This window comes from Myxococcales bacterium, from assembly GCA_022563535.1.
Lineage (GTDB): Bacteria > Myxococcota_A > UBA9160 > UBA9160 > UBA4427 > DUBZ01.
The window spans coordinates 1-16004 of the sequence record JADFNE010000032.1 but is presented as its reverse complement, the minus strand read 5'-3'; the positions used below and the strand labels follow the sequence as shown (position 1 = coordinate 16004).

General features: G+C 59.1%; 15 protein-coding genes. 7 read left to right on the top strand and 8 right to left on the bottom strand.

Features of this window, described 5'->3' with window-relative positions; all coding sequences use genetic code 11:
* Nucleotides 1–9: 9 nt before the first annotated feature.
* Entirely contained in the window at nt 10–1362 is a 1353-nt protein-coding gene (locus tag IH881_11515; GenBank protein MCH7868316.1) for a hypothetical protein, read from the bottom strand.
* Between the two features lie 46 nt (nt 1363–1408).
* The gene (locus IH881_11510; GenBank protein ID MCH7868315.1) at nt 1409–2548 is read right to left on the bottom strand and encodes an epoxide hydrolase; all 1140 of its coding nucleotides are present in this window, start codon (nt 2546–2548) and stop codon (nt 1409–1411) included.
* A gap of 215 nt (nt 2549–2763) precedes the next feature.
* Between IH881_11510 and IH881_11505 the strand changes: the two genes are divergently transcribed.
* Nucleotides 2764–3735: an LLM class flavin-dependent oxidoreductase gene (locus IH881_11505; protein MCH7868314.1), complete on the top strand. Its 972-nt coding sequence runs from the start codon at nt 2764–2766 to the stop codon at nt 3733–3735.
* Between the two features lie 37 nt (nt 3736–3772).
* On the opposite strand, the gene IH881_11500 is transcribed toward IH881_11505, so the two are convergent.
* Nucleotides 3773–5326 (bottom strand): AMP-binding protein, encoded by a 1554-nt coding sequence (locus tag IH881_11500; protein ID MCH7868313.1) that lies wholly within the window; start codon nt 5324–5326, stop codon nt 3773–3775.
* Nucleotides 5327–5455: 129 nt separating this feature from the next.
* Between IH881_11500 and IH881_11495 the strand changes: the two genes are divergently transcribed.
* The 3 genes from IH881_11495 to IH881_11485 are packed head-to-tail and all read left to right on the top strand — an operon-like array spanning nt 5456 to nt 8718.
* Entirely contained in the window at nt 5456–6541 is a 1086-nt protein-coding gene (locus IH881_11495; GenBank protein ID MCH7868312.1) for a Gfo/Idh/MocA family oxidoreductase, read from the top strand.
* 52 nt (nt 6542–6593) lie between these two features.
* A complete protein-coding gene (locus tag IH881_11490) occupies nt 6594–7373 on the top strand; it encodes an SDR family oxidoreductase (GenBank protein ID MCH7868311.1) in 780 nt (259 codons plus the stop codon).
* Between the two features lie 10 nt (nt 7374–7383).
* Nucleotides 7384–8718 (top strand): MFS transporter, encoded by a 1335-nt coding sequence (locus IH881_11485; GenBank protein MCH7868310.1) that lies wholly within the window; start codon nt 7384–7386, stop codon nt 8716–8718.
* 20 nt (nt 8719–8738) lie between these two features.
* Here IH881_11485 and IH881_11480 read toward each other — a convergent pair whose 3' ends face one another.
* Nucleotides 8739–9458: an MgtC/SapB family protein gene (locus IH881_11480; protein MCH7868309.1), complete on the bottom strand. Its 720-nt coding sequence runs from the start codon at nt 9456–9458 to the stop codon at nt 8739–8741.
* 259 nt (nt 9459–9717) lie between these two features.
* Here IH881_11480 and pckA point away from each other — a divergent pair, with 259 nt between their 5' ends.
* The 3 genes from pckA (at nt 9718) to IH881_11465 (ending at nt 13242) form a co-directional block, all read left to right on the top strand.
* Entirely contained in the window at nt 9718–11259 is a 1542-nt protein-coding gene (gene pckA / locus IH881_11475) for a phosphoenolpyruvate carboxykinase (ATP) (GenBank protein MCH7868308.1), read from the top strand.
* A 246-nt stretch (nt 11260–11505) separates the two neighbouring features.
* On the top strand, nt 11506–12744 hold the full coding sequence (locus IH881_11470; GenBank protein MCH7868307.1) for a VCBS repeat-containing protein: 1239 nt from the start codon (nt 11506–11508) through the stop codon (nt 12742–12744).
* Nucleotides 12745–12930: 186 nt separating this feature from the next.
* The gene (locus IH881_11465) at nt 12931–13242 is read left to right on the top strand and encodes a hypothetical protein (GenBank protein MCH7868306.1); all 312 of its coding nucleotides are present in this window, start codon (nt 12931–12933) and stop codon (nt 13240–13242) included.
* A gap of 415 nt (nt 13243–13657) precedes the next feature.
* Here the strand turns inward: IH881_11465 and IH881_11460 are convergent, their stop codons facing one another.
* The 4 genes from IH881_11460 to IH881_11445 form a co-directional block, all read right to left on the bottom strand.
* Entirely contained in the window at nt 13658–14128 is a 471-nt protein-coding gene (locus IH881_11460) for a hypothetical protein (GenBank protein ID MCH7868305.1), read from the bottom strand.
* A 142-nt stretch (nt 14129–14270) separates the two neighbouring features.
* Nucleotides 14271–14675, bottom strand: coding sequence for a GFA family protein (locus tag IH881_11455; protein MCH7868304.1), 405 nt, complete (start codon nt 14673–14675; stop codon nt 14271–14273).
* An 11-nt stretch (nt 14676–14686) separates the two neighbouring features.
* The gene (locus tag IH881_11450; GenBank protein ID MCH7868303.1) at nt 14687–15238 is read right to left on the bottom strand and encodes a hypothetical protein; all 552 of its coding nucleotides are present in this window, start codon (nt 15236–15238) and stop codon (nt 14687–14689) included.
* Nucleotides 15239–15434: 196 nt separating this feature from the next.
* Nucleotides 15435–16004, bottom strand: a 570-nt coding sequence (locus IH881_11445; protein ID MCH7868302.1) for a Fic family protein, incomplete at its 5' end; no start/stop codon positions are given.

Genomic DNA, 16004 nt, shown 5'->3' with positions numbered 1-16004 from the left:
GTCGACAAATCAGGCACCGGCAAAAGTTGTGACAATGACGTCGGGCAATGTGAAGACGATATCGAACGCCAACATCATCAACGCTAGGGCATGCAGGTGAACCAATCCAACCTCGAAGCGGCCGGACGACCACAAGGATTGTTCGGCGATCTCCTTGCGCGTGAGCAGCCAAAAAATAGAAAACATCGCTGGCAGGTAGAGGGCCAGGACGAGTCGCGGTCCGCGAACGATCGGAGAATAGAACGCGTACGCGAGCACGTAGCCGACAATGACGCTGAGTACGAATCCGGTTTGAATCCAACGACCGTGAGCCAAACAACTGGCAAAGACCTTCTCGCGCCAGCGAACCGTGACCGCCAGCGCGACGAGCGAGTAGAAGATCAGATACTTGCCATAGCCGAACGGCATCTGGATCAGATGACGCAATTCGCTGGTCCAGAACCCTTTTGCAACTCGCGCGGCAATTTCGCCCAGACTGTGTTCTTTGAAGTATCGCTGCGGGCTCGGCAATAAATGTTCTGGAAGATCGGGCCAGTGTTCGCGATCGCCGGTGTCACGCATGAGCTGTTTCACTTCGTCCCAGGAGTCGGCCCACATGTAGACGCTCGTGTTGACGTTGTAGAACCAGCGACCGAAGCGTTCCTTGCTCGTGTGAATGTACGGAGAGATGGTCGCGAGAAAGACGACCGCCACCATTGCAGTGACGGCAATCGCCCGAAATCTCGCATTTCCCGCCGCGGCGGCGGCGAGCCCCCAGAAGACAAACGCAGCAAGCAGCGGCAAAACCGACGCCTTGGTGAGAAACGCAATCCCCATGACGAGTCCGCAAAGCACGGCAACGCCCCAGGCGGGCGTCGCGAGCAGTGACAGCGCGAGCAGGAACGACAAGAAGAACAGCCCGTAGAAGAGCAGTTCCGCCTGTGCGTATCCAGCACGGTACACGTAAACCGTGAACGCCGTGATGAGCGTCAACGCGAGGGCTTCGAAACCGGGCAGGTTGCGGCGCAGCAACCCGAAGACACCCACCAGAACCAACAGACTCAAGCCGACATTCAGATACTTCGCACGCAGAAAAAGGTCATCGGTCGAAATCCCGTAGCGATCGACAGTGCTGATCAGAAACGGAAAGACCGGCATCTGGTTCCGGCCCCCGACCACCGCATAGCGGGTCAACGACATTTGCCGCGCGTAGGCGATGTAGGCGCCCTGGTCGGCCTTCACAATCTCGGTATTGACGCGATGAATGTGAAAGTGGGCACCGACGCAATACACCAGTGCGAGGGCCAGAACCAGAATGGGCAGCCCCTTGCGAAGCCGCTGGACAGCGGGACTCGATGCGTTCACCGCAAACGAAAGTAGCATCCCAAACGGGACTGCGAATACAGCGCAAGCGGGGCGACAGCTGCCCTCAGCGCAGATTGCGGAAGCAGGTGCGGATTTCTTCGATGAACAACTCGGGTTGTTCGAAGGCCGCGAAGTGCCCGCCAACTTCCAACTCGTTCCAGTGGATGATGTTCTTGAAGCGTTTCTCCGCCCAACGTCGCGAACAGCGAAAAATCTCGTGCGGGAAAATGCTGCAACCCACCGGGATCGAAATTTCATCCATTTTCACACTCGCAAAACTTTCCCAATAGAGTCGGCCCGAGGAAGCACCGGTTCCGGGCAGCCAATACAACATCACATTGTCGAGGAGTTCATCGCGGCTGAGTATGTTTTCGGGATGGCCGTTGCAGTCGGTCCAGGCGTGAAATTTTTCGAGGATCCACGCCGCCTGTCCGGAGGGTGAATCCGTCAGCCCATAACCCAGGGTCTGGGGCCGGGTTGCTTGCTGCTTCGAATAACCCGAGCCCTGCTGCTCGTAGTGCTTCATCGAGGCCAACGCCGCTTTTTCGCGTTCGGTCAAGTCGTTCATGGTGCTGGGGTCGGGGCCCACGATCGGCATGTTGAGGTGGATGCCGAGGCAGTGCTCGGTGTCCTGCATCCCGAGGGCACTCGTCACCATCGATCCCCAGTCGCCCCCTTGCGCTGCGTAACGGTCGTAGCCCAGGCGCGCCATCAGCTTGGCCCAAGTTTCGCCAATCTTGTCGACGCTCATCCCGGTTGTTGCGGGTTTGTCCGAGAAGCCATAACCCGGCATGGAAGGGCAGACGACATGAAAGGCATCACTCGCCTGGCCGCCAAAGGAAGTGGGATCGGTCAGGGGGCCAATGATCTTCTGGAATTCTACGATCGATCCCGGCCAGCCGTGGGTGATCACGAGCGGCATCGCATCTTCGTGGGGCGAGCGCACGTGAACGAAGTGAATGTCAAGACCGTCGATCTCGGTCTTGAACTGCGGCCATTGATTGAGCAGCGCCTCGCGCGCGCGCCAATCGTATTTCTCGCCCCAGTAGGCGCAGACTTCCTGTACGTAGGAGAGAGGGATCCCCTGGGACCAGTCGTCGACGGTTTCGGCCTCGGGCCAGCGGGTCGCGCTCAGGCGCCGACGCAAATCATCGAGTTCTGCGTCCGAAGTTTCGATTTTGAAGGGTCTGATTTCGTTCGACATGTTGCTCCTTCTTGCGAGCTTCTCTTTCGGCTCAGGAGCAGAAGTCTACGCGCTAGCCGGCGCCCAATGCAATCGCCCAGGAGTGACCTTTCTCCCGGGGGCACTCGCGTTTCGGCTGCTCAGGCATGGTTCGGGTAGGCTCGGTACGCTGGAGGTTCGAAAAAACACTCCCGACCGCGGGCCGGCCCAAACCGGAACCAAAGAGGGGAACTCCTGTGTACTTGATGCGCTTCGACATGCGAGCGCCGGCCTTTAGTTCGGCCAGCAGCCAAGATTTGTATCGGGCGGCCCTCGATATGGCGATCTGGGGCGAGGAGCACGGCTGTGTTCAGATCGTGATCTCCGAACACCACGCTTCCGAGGACGGCTACCTGCCTTCACCGCTGATTCTCGCCAGCGCGATGGTCGGACGCACGAAGACGATCGGGATCCAGATCGGCGCGCTCATCGTTCCCCTTCACGATCCGTTGCGCCTGGCAGAAGACATGGCCGTACTCGACCTGCTGAGCGGAGGACGCGTCACCTACGCGACCGGCGTCGGCTATCTGGAGCGGGAGTTCGACCAGTTCGGCCGCTCGTTCAAGGGGCGGGGCAAGCGCATGGACGAATCCCTCGAAGCCATGCGAAGCGCCTGGACGGGGGAACCCTTTGAATACCAGGGGCGCACGGTGCGGGTCACGCCCAAACCCGCAACGGTTGGGGGGCCGGGCATGCTGATGGCCGGCAACACCCGAGCGGCCGCACGGCGAGCCGCCCGTTTTGGGATGGGGATGCTGGCCCAGGGACTGAATCCCGAACTCGAAACGATCTATCGCGAAGAATGCGAGGCCCAGGGCGTCGAACCCGGCATTTGTCTGAACCCCCAGGCGGGCCTGGTCATGACCGCGTTTGTCGCAGACGATCTCGATCGCGCCTGGGCCGAGATCGGTCCGCATATGCTTCACGACGCGCAGATGTACGCCAAGTGGTTGGGGAGCGCGCGCTCCGTCTCGAAGTCAACCGCGCAGACCGTCGACGAGTTGCGCGCGCAGCAGGGTGCGTATCAGATCTTTACACCCGACGAAGCGGTCGACTACGTAAAGAAGAACCAGATCCTGATGTTGCAGCCACTGTGTGGCGGGCTGCCGCCGGAGATTGCCTGGGCGAGCCTCGAACTCATAGCCGACAAGGTGCTGCCGCGACTCTGAGCGATGCTCGCAACGCCCCGGTTGCAAATCTTGCGGACTACTCCTGCCAGAAGGGCGCGCGGAGTTCCTTCTTCAAGATTTTTCCCGATCCGTTGCGCGGGATCTCGTCAATGAACGAGATCGAGCGCGGGATCTTGTAGCCCGCGAGAAACTTTCGCGAATCGTCCATGATCTGTTGCTCGTTCGGTGGATCGTCGCCCTTTCGCACCACCACGGCGTGAACCGATTCGCCCCATTCTTCGTTCGGGATTCCGAACACCGCAACGTCCAGGATGCCTCGGTTTTGTTCGAGCGCGGCTTCGACCTCTGCCGGGTAGATGTTCATGCCGCCGGAGATGATCATGTCGCGCTTGCGATCACAGATAAAGAAGAAGCCCTCTTCGTCGTAGTACGCCACGTCTCCGACGGTGTGGAAGTCGCCTCGTCGGCTTTCGTCGTACTTGCCCTCGGCCTTGTAGTACGTCGAGAAGACGTTCTTGCTTCGGACGAAGAGTTCGCCCTCGACATGGGGTTCGGTCACCTGATTGCCAGCGTCGTCGAAGAGCGCGAGTTCTACGTGGGGCGCGGGTTTGCCGCACGATCCCTTCTTGCGACGCTGATCCTCCGGACACAGGATCGTATTTACACCGAGTTCAGTAGAGCCGTAGATCTCGAACAGTGACTCCTCGGGAAAGTCCTCGAGATAGGCTTCTTTGAGCGTCCATGACCAGGGTGCCGCATTGGCGACAAATCGCTTCATACTCGTCAGGTCGTACTTCGCTTTGGTCTCGCGGGGAAGATTGCACGCCATGCGGACCGGCGTCGGCGCCGCAAACGAACTCGTTACTTTGAACTGGTCGATCAACCGCAGCCAGTCTTCTGCATCGTACTTGCGCTGCAGCACGACGGTCTGGCCGAGCGCATACGCGATCCCCATGAACCCGCCGGGACCTGAATGGTAGATCGGGCCCGTCGTAAGGTAGATATCGTCGTGGGTGTAGCCGATTAATTTCATCAAGCCGATCGAAGTCTTGGGATCGCCACCCCCTCGACGCATGGCACCCTTGGGTTTGCCGGTAGTGCCGGACGTATAGATGATGGTCCCGGCGGTGTCTCGCGCGGCTTCGACGGCTGGCTCGTCCGCGCTGGCGTCCGCAATCAGAACATCGGCGTCTTTCATTCCCGTCGCGGGCGTTCCATCGAAGACCAGGATTTCGCGCAGCTTTGGACAGCTGCCGCGTATCTCTGTGAAGAGTTCGACATAGTCGCCGTCGATGTAGGCCAGTACTGCATCCGAGTTTTCGACCACGTAGGCAGACTCTTCTGCGGTCAAGCGGTAGCCCAGGGGCACGGCCGAGACCCCGGCCTTGCGCGCGGCGTGAATCATTCGCACCACACCCGACGAGTTGGGACCGCACCAGATCACCTTGTCACCGCGCTCGACGCCGAGGGAGAGCAGTACGTTCGCAAGCTTGTTGGCTTCGGCCTCGAGTTCGCGGTAAGTCCAGCGCACCGCGTTGCCTCGACCTCCGGGGGGCGGGTCTTCGATGAGCGCGAGTTTGTCGGGATGCCGGTCAGCGAGAACCGTCAATTGATCGAGAGGCGAACTCATTGCCGCAGTCTATCACGGTCTCGTGTGGACGGTTCGGTACGTTCCCGCGACCGTGTGACGTGAGTGCCGGGTTGAGCTAAGCCTCAGATCTAAGTTTCCTCCATTCGTTCATATGCCCAGGAGCCCCCCATGGCCGATTCAGGACTCGGCGCCATTGTCGTTGGCACAGGCTTTGGCGTACTCACGCACCTGCGCGCATTGCGCGGGGCGGGCATCAACGTGCGGGCACTCGTGGGGCGCGACCCCGAGAGAACGCGAGATCGCGCGGGCAAAGTCGGAGTCGAACACGGGCTCACAAAGCTCAGCGACGCACTTGCGCTCGACGGCGTCGACATCGTGACAATCGCGACACCCCCTCACACCCATTGTGAGATTGCGCTTGCATCGATCGCTGCGGGCAAACACGTACTCTGCGAAAAGCCCTTTGCGCGCAACGCCGCCGAGGCACAGCAAATGCTCGACGCGGCCGAAGCTGCTGGCATCGTGCATATGCTCGGCACTGAGTTTCGCTTTTCGACCGGGCAAGCCCTTGCCACGCGATCGATTGAGCAAGGCTGTATCGGCGAACCGCGGCTGGCCAACTTCACCATGAACGTGCCGATCCTCGCCGACCCCAGTGGCGAAGTTCCGTCGTGGTGGTCCTCGCAAAAAGACGGCGGGGGCTGGTTGGGCGCCTACGCCTCGCATGTGATTGATCAACTGCGTGCCACCCTCGGCGAGTTTGCCGGGGTGAGTGCGTCGCTTTCGCTCGTCTCCGACCGGGACTGGACCGCGGAAGACTCCTACACCATCCACTTCCGCATGAAGAGTGGGCTGGACGGCGTACTCCAGAGCACAGCGGGAGCCTGGGGCATGCCGGTCGTTTGCTCCAAGATTTACGGGAGCCTGGGAACGCTATCCATCGAAGGCGACAGCGTGACCCTCGCCAATGCGGATGGCATCAAGACGCTCGACGTCCCGGAAGACCTGGTCAACGGTCCGCCGGACCCGGCCCCCGCAGAATTCATGGTCACGGCCTACGATCGTCTGCATGCGGCGGGGTTCGACCTCGCGCCTTACACTAAGTTGTGCGCCGTCTTGCGAGACCGCGCACTGGGCCTGGAGACTTCAGACGACCCCGCGCCGGCGACGTTCGCAGACGGTGTGGCGGGACAGAAAGTGCTCGACGCCATCAGGCTCTCTTCAGCCGAACGGCGTTGGGTTGACATCGAATAATCTGATCACCACCCAGCCGGGCATCGAGAAAACGAAACAGGAGAAAGAATCCATGACAGCTCGCTACCAGGACCGCTACCACGACAAAGTTGCGCTCATCACCGGCGCCGCATCGGGAATCGGACGAAGTGTGTGCGAACGACTCGCGCGGGAAGGAGCGAAGGTCTTTGGCATCGACATCAATAGCGACGGACTGGCCGAAACGGAGTCGATCGTCAAAGAAATCGCAAACGATTCGGGGGGGGCGATTCAGACCGCAACCTTTGACGTCTCCCAGCGCGCGAATTGCTTCGAAGCCGTGAGGGTCACCGTGGACGTGTTCGGCAAGTTGGACGTGTTGGCCAATGTCGCGGGGATCGTGCGCTTTTCATCCGTGACCGATGTCAGCGAGGAAGAATGGCGGTTGATTCACGCAATCAACCTTGACGGCCCGTTCTTCCTGTCTCAGGCCGCCATTCCCCACCTGCTCGAGACCAACGGCAATATCGTCAATATCGCATCGAATGCGGGGCTGATGGGCCAGGCCTTTTGCTCCGCCTATTGCTCGAGCAAGGGCGCACTCGTAAACCTCACCAAGGCGATGGCGGCCGAGTACGTCAAGCAGACCATCCGCATCAACGCCGTCGCGCCGGGGGGTGTGACGACCCCGCTGACGAGTGGCGTCAAGTTCCCCGAAGACATGGACTTCGAGCTCATGCAGGCCTATGTCTCGCCACGGGGGATGAGCGATCCATCGGAGATCGCGGGCGCCGTGGCGTACATCGCTTCGGATGATGCACTGAGCGTTCACGGCTCGATCTTCAGCATCGACAACGGAATCACCGCCGGATAGCAGCCTGTTGATGGCGAACGACAGTAAAGACAACAGTAAAACCGAGCTCCTCGCGCAGCAGTCCGAAGATCTCTATATGGAGCAAGTCCGTCGGGACTTGCCGCGCAACTTCGCCGCCCACGTAGCACACGGGTTGCTGGGCCAGACCGGGTTTCGCCTGGTCAATGCCCCCACCTTCCTTCCCGCCTACATCCTGATGCTTTCGGGTTCGGAATTTGTGGTGGGGCTGTGTCGCTCGATTCAGTACCTGGGCATGTTTCTATCGCCGATGCTCGGCGCAAATTTGATCGAACATCGGCGGCGGGTCTTGCCCGTGGGCTTCGCCGTCGGCATGGCGATGAGACTGCAGGTGCTGGGGATCGCGCTCGCGGGCTTCTTTCTGGCTCCCCGGGAAACCGTCATCGCGATCTGCGTCTTTCTCTTTTTCTTTGGCTTCTTCATGGGCATGCAGATGGTGATCTTCAACTACTTGATGTCGAAGGTGATCCCGGTCGATCGGCGGGGTTTTCTGGTGGGCTTGCGAACCTCACTCGCGGGGCTCACGGCGGCTGGTGTCGCGTATCTCGGCGGGCGCTATCTGGTAGCGCCCAACGTGTTTGGCAACGGTTACGCGGTTATTTTTTTGCTGGCCTTTGTGCTCACTTGTGTCGGGCTCGCGATGTTGCTGATGGTTCGCGAACCGCTGCCCCCAGAGGTTCGCCCTGCGGTGTCTCTCGCGAGTCGGTTGCGAGACATTCCGGCGCTGCTGCGATCCGACCGGGGCTTCACCTACTACGTACTGAGCCGAGCCCTGGCCACCATGGGACGTATGGCCGTGCCCTTCTACATCCTCTACGTGGGAGATGTAATCGGCGTCGCGACCGAATCGGGCCACGCGATGCCCACCGGCGCCACCATCGGCATCCTCACCACGGCGTTCATCACGGCCAACTCGGTCACGAACTTTGCCTGGGGGTTGGTCGCCGACCGCACGGGCTTTCGGCTCGTATTCCTGGTTGCCATCGCGGTCTGGATCACAGGCGCGTTGGGGATCTTGACGGCGACGAGCCTTCCGGGTTTCGCCCTCGGCTTTCTCGGGGTAGGGGCCGGTATGGGGGGATTTCAAATGGCGAGCCAGAACATGGCCCTCGAATTTGGATCTCGCGCAGATTTACCGGTGCGGATCGCGCTCGCCAACTCCGCCCAGGAGTTCATCGGCTTTCTCGGCCCGCTATTGGGCGGTGTGATCGCCGTTGTGTGGTCGAAGCAGATTCTCTTCGGAGTTTCCATCGTGTTTCAACTGGGCGCGATCGCGATGGTTTTATTTTTTGTGGATGAGCCTCGCCAGCGTTCAGCAACCCGTTGAAAGACCTGCCGGGGAGCTGCCTACTGCTGAAGCTGTCCCCACTCCCCGCTCGAGACACCCTCGAGATCCACGATTCTGGCCACGATATCAGGAGCGCGGACTTGCGTTCGGCAGCGAATGTGAAAGATGAGATCGAAGCTGTCCGCCTCGGGCCGCAGGTTGCACGAAACGTCCTGCACCGTAATTCTCGCTTCGCGCAGGAGCGCTTCGATGCGGCTCCGGACGGTCACAAAGTGGTTGTGTCGGCCGCTAACCGTGAGTTTGCGATACACCACGGGGGTCACCCAGACGAACATATAGTCGAAGACCACCAACACCATCAGCATGGTGAGTGCGCCAGCCAGTGCGAGGGCGTAATGGCCTTGACCGATCACCACCCCGAGACTCGCCACCGACCAAACACACGCACCGGTGGTGATGCCGCGCACGATGTCGCCCGAGCGAATCACCGCCGCAGCCCCCAGAAAGCCGATTCCCGTCACAATTCCCGCACCGAGTCGATTGGGGTCGTAGATATAATTTTCGAGAAGGCCGTTGGATTGGGCGGCAAGCGATCCCATGCGCGATGCATGAACCAGCACGGCCGACGAAAGACAAACGAGTATGTGCGTGCGCAGTCCGGCGGGTCGTCCGTGGATCTCGCGTTCGAGTCCAATTGCGCTGCCGACCACGATGGCCACGATGAAGGGGGCGAAATTGATTTCGATCGCCTGGCTGAGAACGGTCTCTAGAAACCCCATGGCGCTCTTCTTCTCCTATATCTTCTCCTGCGGGTCGACCGTAGCAATTCTGCACCTCACAGCGCCGAATTGTGTAGGGTCGCAAGAGTGACTTTCAAGGATCGGCAGCGAGATCTCGCTGTCCGGCCCCGCGGGGTAGGCATGGATTTTGATAACTCGCGCCGAATCACTCACCCGAAAGCCGCACTCAGGGTAAACTCCCTCGCCTCGGGTCCGTGCGAGACCCGCGGCCCCTCTCCTCCGAATTAGGAATCGCAACATGGCACTGAGCATTGAGCTCAATCAGTACGGAATCACGTCCAAGGAGATCCTCCGCAACCTCTCCCCCGCAGAACTCTACGAACACGGCACTGCGTATGACGGAAGTTCGTTGACTTCGAGCGGCGCGATGGTCGCGATCTCTGGCGCCAAGACAGGTCGCAGTCCCAAGGACAAACGCATCGTCGACCACCCGACCAGCCGAGACAACATTTGGTGGGGCGACGTCAACATTCCTCTGTCCCCCGACTCCTTTGAAAAAAATCGCCGCATCGCCATCGACTATCTGAATGCCCAGGAACGTCTCTATGTGGTCGACGGTTGGGCGGGTTGGGACCCCCGCTACCGACTCTCCATTCGCGTCATCTGTTCGCGCCCCTATCACGCACTCTTCATGCACAACATGTTGATGCGTCCGAACGCCTCTGAACTCGAGAACTTTGGCGAACCCGACTACGTCATCTTCAACGCCGGCGCGCAGTCCGCCGACACCACAGTCGAGGGCGTGACGTCTGATGCCAGCGTGGCGATCAACTTCGAAAAGAGCGAGTTCGTCATTCTCGGCACGCAGTACGCTGGCGAGATGAAGAAGGGCGTATTCTCGATCATGCACTATCTGATGCCCGACAAAGGCGTGCTTTCCATGCATTGCAGCGCCAATATGGGCGCAGACAAGGATGTCTCGATCTTCTTCGGCCTTTCGGGCACGGGCAAGACGACGCTCTCTGCAGACCCCAAGCGATTCTTGATCGGCGACGACGAACACTGCTGGAGCGAAGAAGGCATCTTCAACATTGAAGGCGGCTGCTACGCGAAGGCAATTGATCTGAGCGAGGAAGAGGAGCCAGACATCTTCCGCGCCATCCGCTTTGGCACCGTGCTCGAGAACGTCGTGTTCGACGCTGCCACGCGCGTGGTCGACTACAGCGACTATTCGCTGACCGTCAACACCCGGGCCTCCTACCCGATCGACTTCATTCCGAATGTCGTCGTACCCTGTATCGGCGGGCATCCGAGCAACATCATCTTCTTGACCTGCGATGCCTTTGGCGTGCTCCCCCCGGTGAGCCGCCTCTCCTCCGAACAAGCAATGCAGCAGTTTCTGGCCGGCTACACCGCCAAGGTCGCGGGCACGGAGATGGGCGTCACCGAACCCGAGGCGACCTTCTCCGCCTGCTTCGGTGCCGCGTTCCTGGTGCGCCACCCCAAGGTCTACGGCGAAATGCTCGCCAAGAAGATGGAGGCCCAGAACACCCACGCCTGGCTGGTTAACACGGGCTGGAGCGGCGGTGGCTACGGAGTCGGTAAGCGCATGAAGCTCGCCTGGACCCGGGCCATCATCGACGCGATCCACGACGGCAGTCTCGCTGGCGCCGAAGTCATGACAGACCCCTTCTTCGGGCTCAGCGTCCCGACGACTTGCGCAAACGTCCCGACCGAGATTCTCAACCCGAAAAATACCTGGGCGGATTCCGCGGCCTACGACGAAGCGGCGCGCAAGCTTGCTCAATTGTTTTCGAACAACGAGGTAAAGTTCAACTAGAACGAGCACCAAAACCAGGACGACACAACCAGCCCGCTCAGACGGCCTGGAGACGCCGCTGTCCTCACAGCGGCCATTTTTTTATCAGCACTGCGCAACTCGCACGCATTTTCCGCGATTGCGCAGCTGTGCTGGGCCATTTATGGCCCACACTCCCCGGGGTAATTTTCGGATTTAGGTGAATCTTTCACAGCACTTGTGAGGAAGATCACCTTTGCAGTCTGGCTCGCTCCCGATGAATCGAGCATGAAAGCCAGACAGCATGCGTTCGCAACCTATCGACACCTCGCTCGCGCGATCGTGCTTGTGAGTTGCGCCACTTTTGCCGCGGCCAGCGCCAGCGCGAATGTGGTCGAGGTGACGGTCGGATGGGCGCCCGCAGCGCAGTCGAGCATCACTGGCTACAAGATTCACGTCGGCTCCACCTCCGATGTCTTCGACCAGCACATTGACGTCGGCATGCCCAACCTGGTCGGTGGCGTGCTGAGCAGCACGTTGAGCCTGGAAGATTCGCAGAACAACTTCATCTCAATCTCTGCCTACGATGACATGGCGGTCATGACCCCGTATTCCGATGCGCTGCTGGTTCTCGCGGCAGTGCCCGATGAGCCAATGACTTCCGAAGAAATGTCCATCGAAGCGGCCACCCTGGGCGTAATGGGTGTGGCCACCGAAGAGGACAGCAGCGGATCCTTTGACGCTCTTCCCCAAGAGTTCAAAAGCTTCAAGAACATCAAGAATCAAATCTCCTACGGGACCGAGTACACGATCTGCGACCTCGAGGGCGACGGCGTTGTGGATCTCGTGCTGACCAACCTGCTGAGCAATGCCAAATCCAAGCGCATGCGCCGCGAATCCGGCCGAATCTTGATCCGAAACCGGCGACCCAACGGCTCGGGCGGCATTTCCGAAAGAACGATCAAAGTGCGGGCGGACTTCCTCGACGGCTACGCGCGCGTCATAGAAAACCACGTGTCCTGCGGAGACATCGACGGTGACGGGTACCAGGAATTGATCGTGAGTTCGGGCAGCGGCGGGGACAACCAGCTCCAGATCCTGGACGACATCACGACTGGCTTCAAGTACTTCGCACTCCCCGGATCAGCCAAGGGCGTGATGCAAGTCGCTCTGGACATCCTCGGTGCGGGTGGCAACGGCGAACTCCACACCGCTTCCGGCGACTTCGACAACGACGGCCTGGACGAGATCGTCATCACCTTCAAGCGCCCCCTCGCCGACCAGGTCTTGATCCTTGACGACGCCAACCAAAACCTCGCGCCGATGCAGAACCCGGGCCTCGATTCGGGCTACCTGACGGCAGCCGAGGACGCACAACTCGCCAACTTCGACGGAAACGTCGTCCCCGTCGCCATCGACTTCGACGAAGACGGAATAGACGAGATCGTGATCGTCCACTCAAACGACAGCGGCCTTACGATCCAGATGTTCGACGACGCGGCTACCAACTTCGTCCTGGTTCCTTGAGAACCGATGGGTTGGGGCACCGATCACGCCAAGAGCTTCTATGGCGTCGGCACCCACCACGGTTCCTGAGCACTTGCCTGCCTGGAAACGCCCGGGATAGCCCTGAAACGTACTCGCGAAGACGAGGTACATTTGTCCGATCTCCAGCTCGCGGTCGCAGCTAGTGAATTCTCCGCTTTTGGGTGAATGCGCGTAGATCCGAATCTTCTGCTGAACGGGACCCTTCCAAACACCTTCCACCTCGAACTCCCAGAACCGCCGCTGGGTCTCGCGACTCTCTGCGCCGTTGTGGAAGGTGACTCGACCGAAAAAGACCAGCTCGGCCCGTTCGTACTGAGCCTCGACCGTGTCGTTTGGAAGGCACCGGCACGCACTGGCCAGACTTGCGTCCGCCAGGTTCAAGATCGCAGCGACAATGGCCAAAGCGAGACGCATCGGTTTCTGGCCGCCCAACGGATCGGCATTCAGCAGCTGGCGGCGATCTACCACCGACACTGAAGACCAGAAGAGCTGGCATGGTACCACGCTCAGTGACGGCCAAGAGTGAGCCCGCCCGGTGCAACGGCATGTTGGGCGGACGTTCATTCATTCGCGGCGAGTGAAATATGGCGGGTTCAACCCGGAACCAGGCGACTCCCCGTGCGCGTCGCGCAGGATGGCTAGTGCTGCGAGGTGCATTGGAAGCAGGGCGAGTTTGCACCGGGCGAACAGGGCGACCGCTCGCAAACGCCGAGGGGCCCTGCCGAGAGCTGACATTGTACGCCCGACTCCGTGCAGACAGCGGATGGACCTTCAGAAAAAAGATTCGAGTCACAGGCCACGAAGATGGGAGCTGCGAATACACTGCAACCGACCAGGGTGCGGAGTAGGAGAGCGATTGAAATGTGTTTCGACACTATCTCATGCCGCCTAACTAGCAATTGAGCGACCCTTCCGAACTCGCCACGGCCTCGTCGAGGCACTGGCTGAATTCTTTCGGCCAGCTCGTTTGAATTTCGGACCAAATCTGTCGGAACCCCGGCCTATTGACGACGTCCCGCCAACTATTTAAATACGCCACCCAAACAGATTCGGGTATGAGTTTTCGCTGGTACTGAACGAATGCACCATACAGCTGGGACATCTCCGCGCTCACGAGATACCCGTACGCCGCCCTCTCGTCTGGATCTAAATCACCAAGATCAGCGTCACCGCGCCGAGCCACACTCGCGTGCTGCGCCCACAATCCGAACACGTCCACCTCTGCATTCATGAGGGTCTGTTCAGTAGCCCCCTGAATCGACTTCGTGTTCTGTCGAATTTGAAACGCAAGGTAAATCACCGTTACGATCACACCCACTGCGCCCAACGCTTCGGAAATGGCCGCTACCGCGTTCCAGTTCATCAATTTCCTTTCGGCGCCACATCACGGCCTGGGTTTCAGCCGCAACGACTAGCGCTGACCACCAACGTTGGGACTGCAGCGCCGCCAGAACGGTAACACGGATCAATTTGACTCTGCTGGTCGTTGTCGGCTGACAGGCAGCTCACTCATCCTCCGGAAAAGTGTCATGCCGCACAGACGAATCATCAAAGTTGTACCAGGGTGCCTTCGAGCCGACAAAGATGTGGTAGGCGGGAGGACACTTTGGATCACCGTCTACCGTGCCCATTGCCAGGTAAACGGCTTCCGGTTCGAAATCGAGTTCAACCAGGATATTGGACCCGCAGATGCGGCAAAACACACGGGTGTGATCATGTGATGACCCATACCTCGTTAGATCCTGCTGCCCCGATAGAAAGGAGAATTCGTTGCGTACAACACCGGCGTACGTCGCGAAGGCGGCACCATGGAGCCGTCGACACTGACTGCAATGGCAGTGACTGAAGTCGTTGATCTCGCCATCGACTTGATACTGTACGCTGCCGCATTCACACCGACCTGTAATCATATTTAGTCCTCCTAAGCTTGCCTTGACCAGTGCTGGGCACGCCGATCAAACTGCACGCCGGTACTGATTCGCACGGAGAATCCGCGGACTTCAATCTGGAAGCGGGGCAGCACTCTCGCTGGCAGCGGACAATTCGTCGAAGCATCGGCAAAAATCCTCCGGAAATATTTTTTTTGTTCCGCCCAAGAGATTCGAAAACCCGGGTTCCTCATTGAGCGTACCCATGAAGTGCGAAACGCTGCGAACGTGACCTCACTCATCAGTCCGCTCTGATATTGAGTGAACGCGGACCAGGTTTGCGAGATTTCGATAAATATGAGTTGGTCATACACAGCCCTCTCATCAGCATTCAACTCTGAAATGTTGTCATTGCCGCGTCGAAAGACGTTGATGTGTTGAGTAGTCAATGCAACGGCAGCGATTTCACTCTCCATGACCGTTTCAGCCGACGAACCCCGGAGGGCCTTCGTATTTTGTTTGACCTGGAACGCGAGGTACCCGAGAGTTGCGATGGTTGCAATCGCCGCGATCAGGTCAGCGATATTTCCAAGGTCTTCAAGCATCAAGTTTGCCGCCCAACGGTTTGGCGTTCAGCGGCAGGCGGCAACCTGGCGCCGCGGCTGACTCGCCAGATACGTTCGCAGAATACCACGGTTCAATTTGACTCGAGCCCTAGCCTGCCCGACCGGTCAGCACGCCCTGGAGGAGTTCGTGATAGGCTCGAGTTTTAATGCACTTTGAACTTGCAGTCAGGCTACTCTAGGCGAGAGACTTTAGGCATTCGTACAGGTCATGCACTGGAGTAAATTGGTACGCCTTCCCTGAACGCGATTTAATGAGCACGTCTTTATCCGTGAGATCGAGAAGATCTGAGCGCGCGGTCTGATAGGTGATGTCGTGGCTTCGTCTGTGGGATTCGATTGAGTAACGCGTTCCGGGGTGACGTAGCGCGTGGCTTAACAGTGCTAGCTGCCGGTGATTCAGCTGAACAGAAGACCGAAGAAGCTGCTCGGTCTTGCGAACTTCATTCATCTTTCTGGCCAAATAGTTGTGAAGCTCAGTGATCGCCCTTCCAATCACATGGAGCTGGGCATCGATGAAGTACGTGATGTCATTCTCATCGGTTTCGGTATAGGGGAAAGAGCGTCCGTACTTGGCTGGTGCCTTCCGAAGAATGCTGGAAATCGATACGTATTCAATCAACCAGTAGTCTTGCGACAGCATTGACCAATAGAACAGGGCTCTCGCTGTTCGACCATTTCCGTCGATGAAGGGATGGTCATAAGCGAGCCAGAAATGAAGGATGATGGCCTTCACCACAGGGTGAAG

Coding starts and splice junctions, on each gene's coding strand:
- IH881_11465 (MCH7868306.1), top strand. CDS start 12,931: ATGCGCGTAGATCCGAATCTTCTGCTGAACGGGACCCTTCCAAACACC.
- IH881_11455 (MCH7868304.1), bottom strand. CDS start 14,675: ATGATTACAGGTCGGTGTGAATGCGGCAGCGTACAGTATCAAGTCGAT.
- IH881_11515 (MCH7868316.1), bottom strand. CDS start 1,362: ATGCTACTTTCGTTTGCGGTGAACGCATCGAGTCCCGCTGTCCAGCGG.
- IH881_11485 (MCH7868310.1), top strand. CDS start 7,384: ATGGCGAACGACAGTAAAGACAACAGTAAAACCGAGCTCCTCGCGCAG.
- IH881_11470 (MCH7868307.1), top strand. CDS start 11,506: ATGAAAGCCAGACAGCATGCGTTCGCAACCTATCGACACCTCGCTCGC.
- IH881_11450 (MCH7868303.1), bottom strand. CDS start 15,238: ATGCTTGAAGACCTTGGAAATATCGCTGACCTGATCGCGGCGATTGCA.
- IH881_11490 (MCH7868311.1), top strand. CDS start 6,594: ATGACAGCTCGCTACCAGGACCGCTACCACGACAAAGTTGCGCTCATC.
- IH881_11480 (MCH7868309.1), bottom strand. CDS start 9,458: ATGGGGTTTCTAGAGACCGTTCTCAGCCAGGCGATCGAAATCAATTTC.
- IH881_11500 (MCH7868313.1), bottom strand. CDS start 5,326: ATGAGTTCGCCTCTCGATCAATTGACGGTTCTCGCTGACCGGCATCCC.
- IH881_11510 (MCH7868315.1), bottom strand. CDS start 2,548: ATGTCGAACGAAATCAGACCCTTCAAAATCGAAACTTCGGACGCAGAA.
- IH881_11495 (MCH7868312.1), top strand. CDS start 5,456: ATGGCCGATTCAGGACTCGGCGCCATTGTCGTTGGCACAGGCTTTGGC.
- pckA (MCH7868308.1), top strand. CDS start 9,718: ATGGCACTGAGCATTGAGCTCAATCAGTACGGAATCACGTCCAAGGAG.
- IH881_11460 (MCH7868305.1), bottom strand. CDS start 14,128: ATGAACTGGAACGCGGTAGCGGCCATTTCCGAAGCGTTGGGCGCAGTG.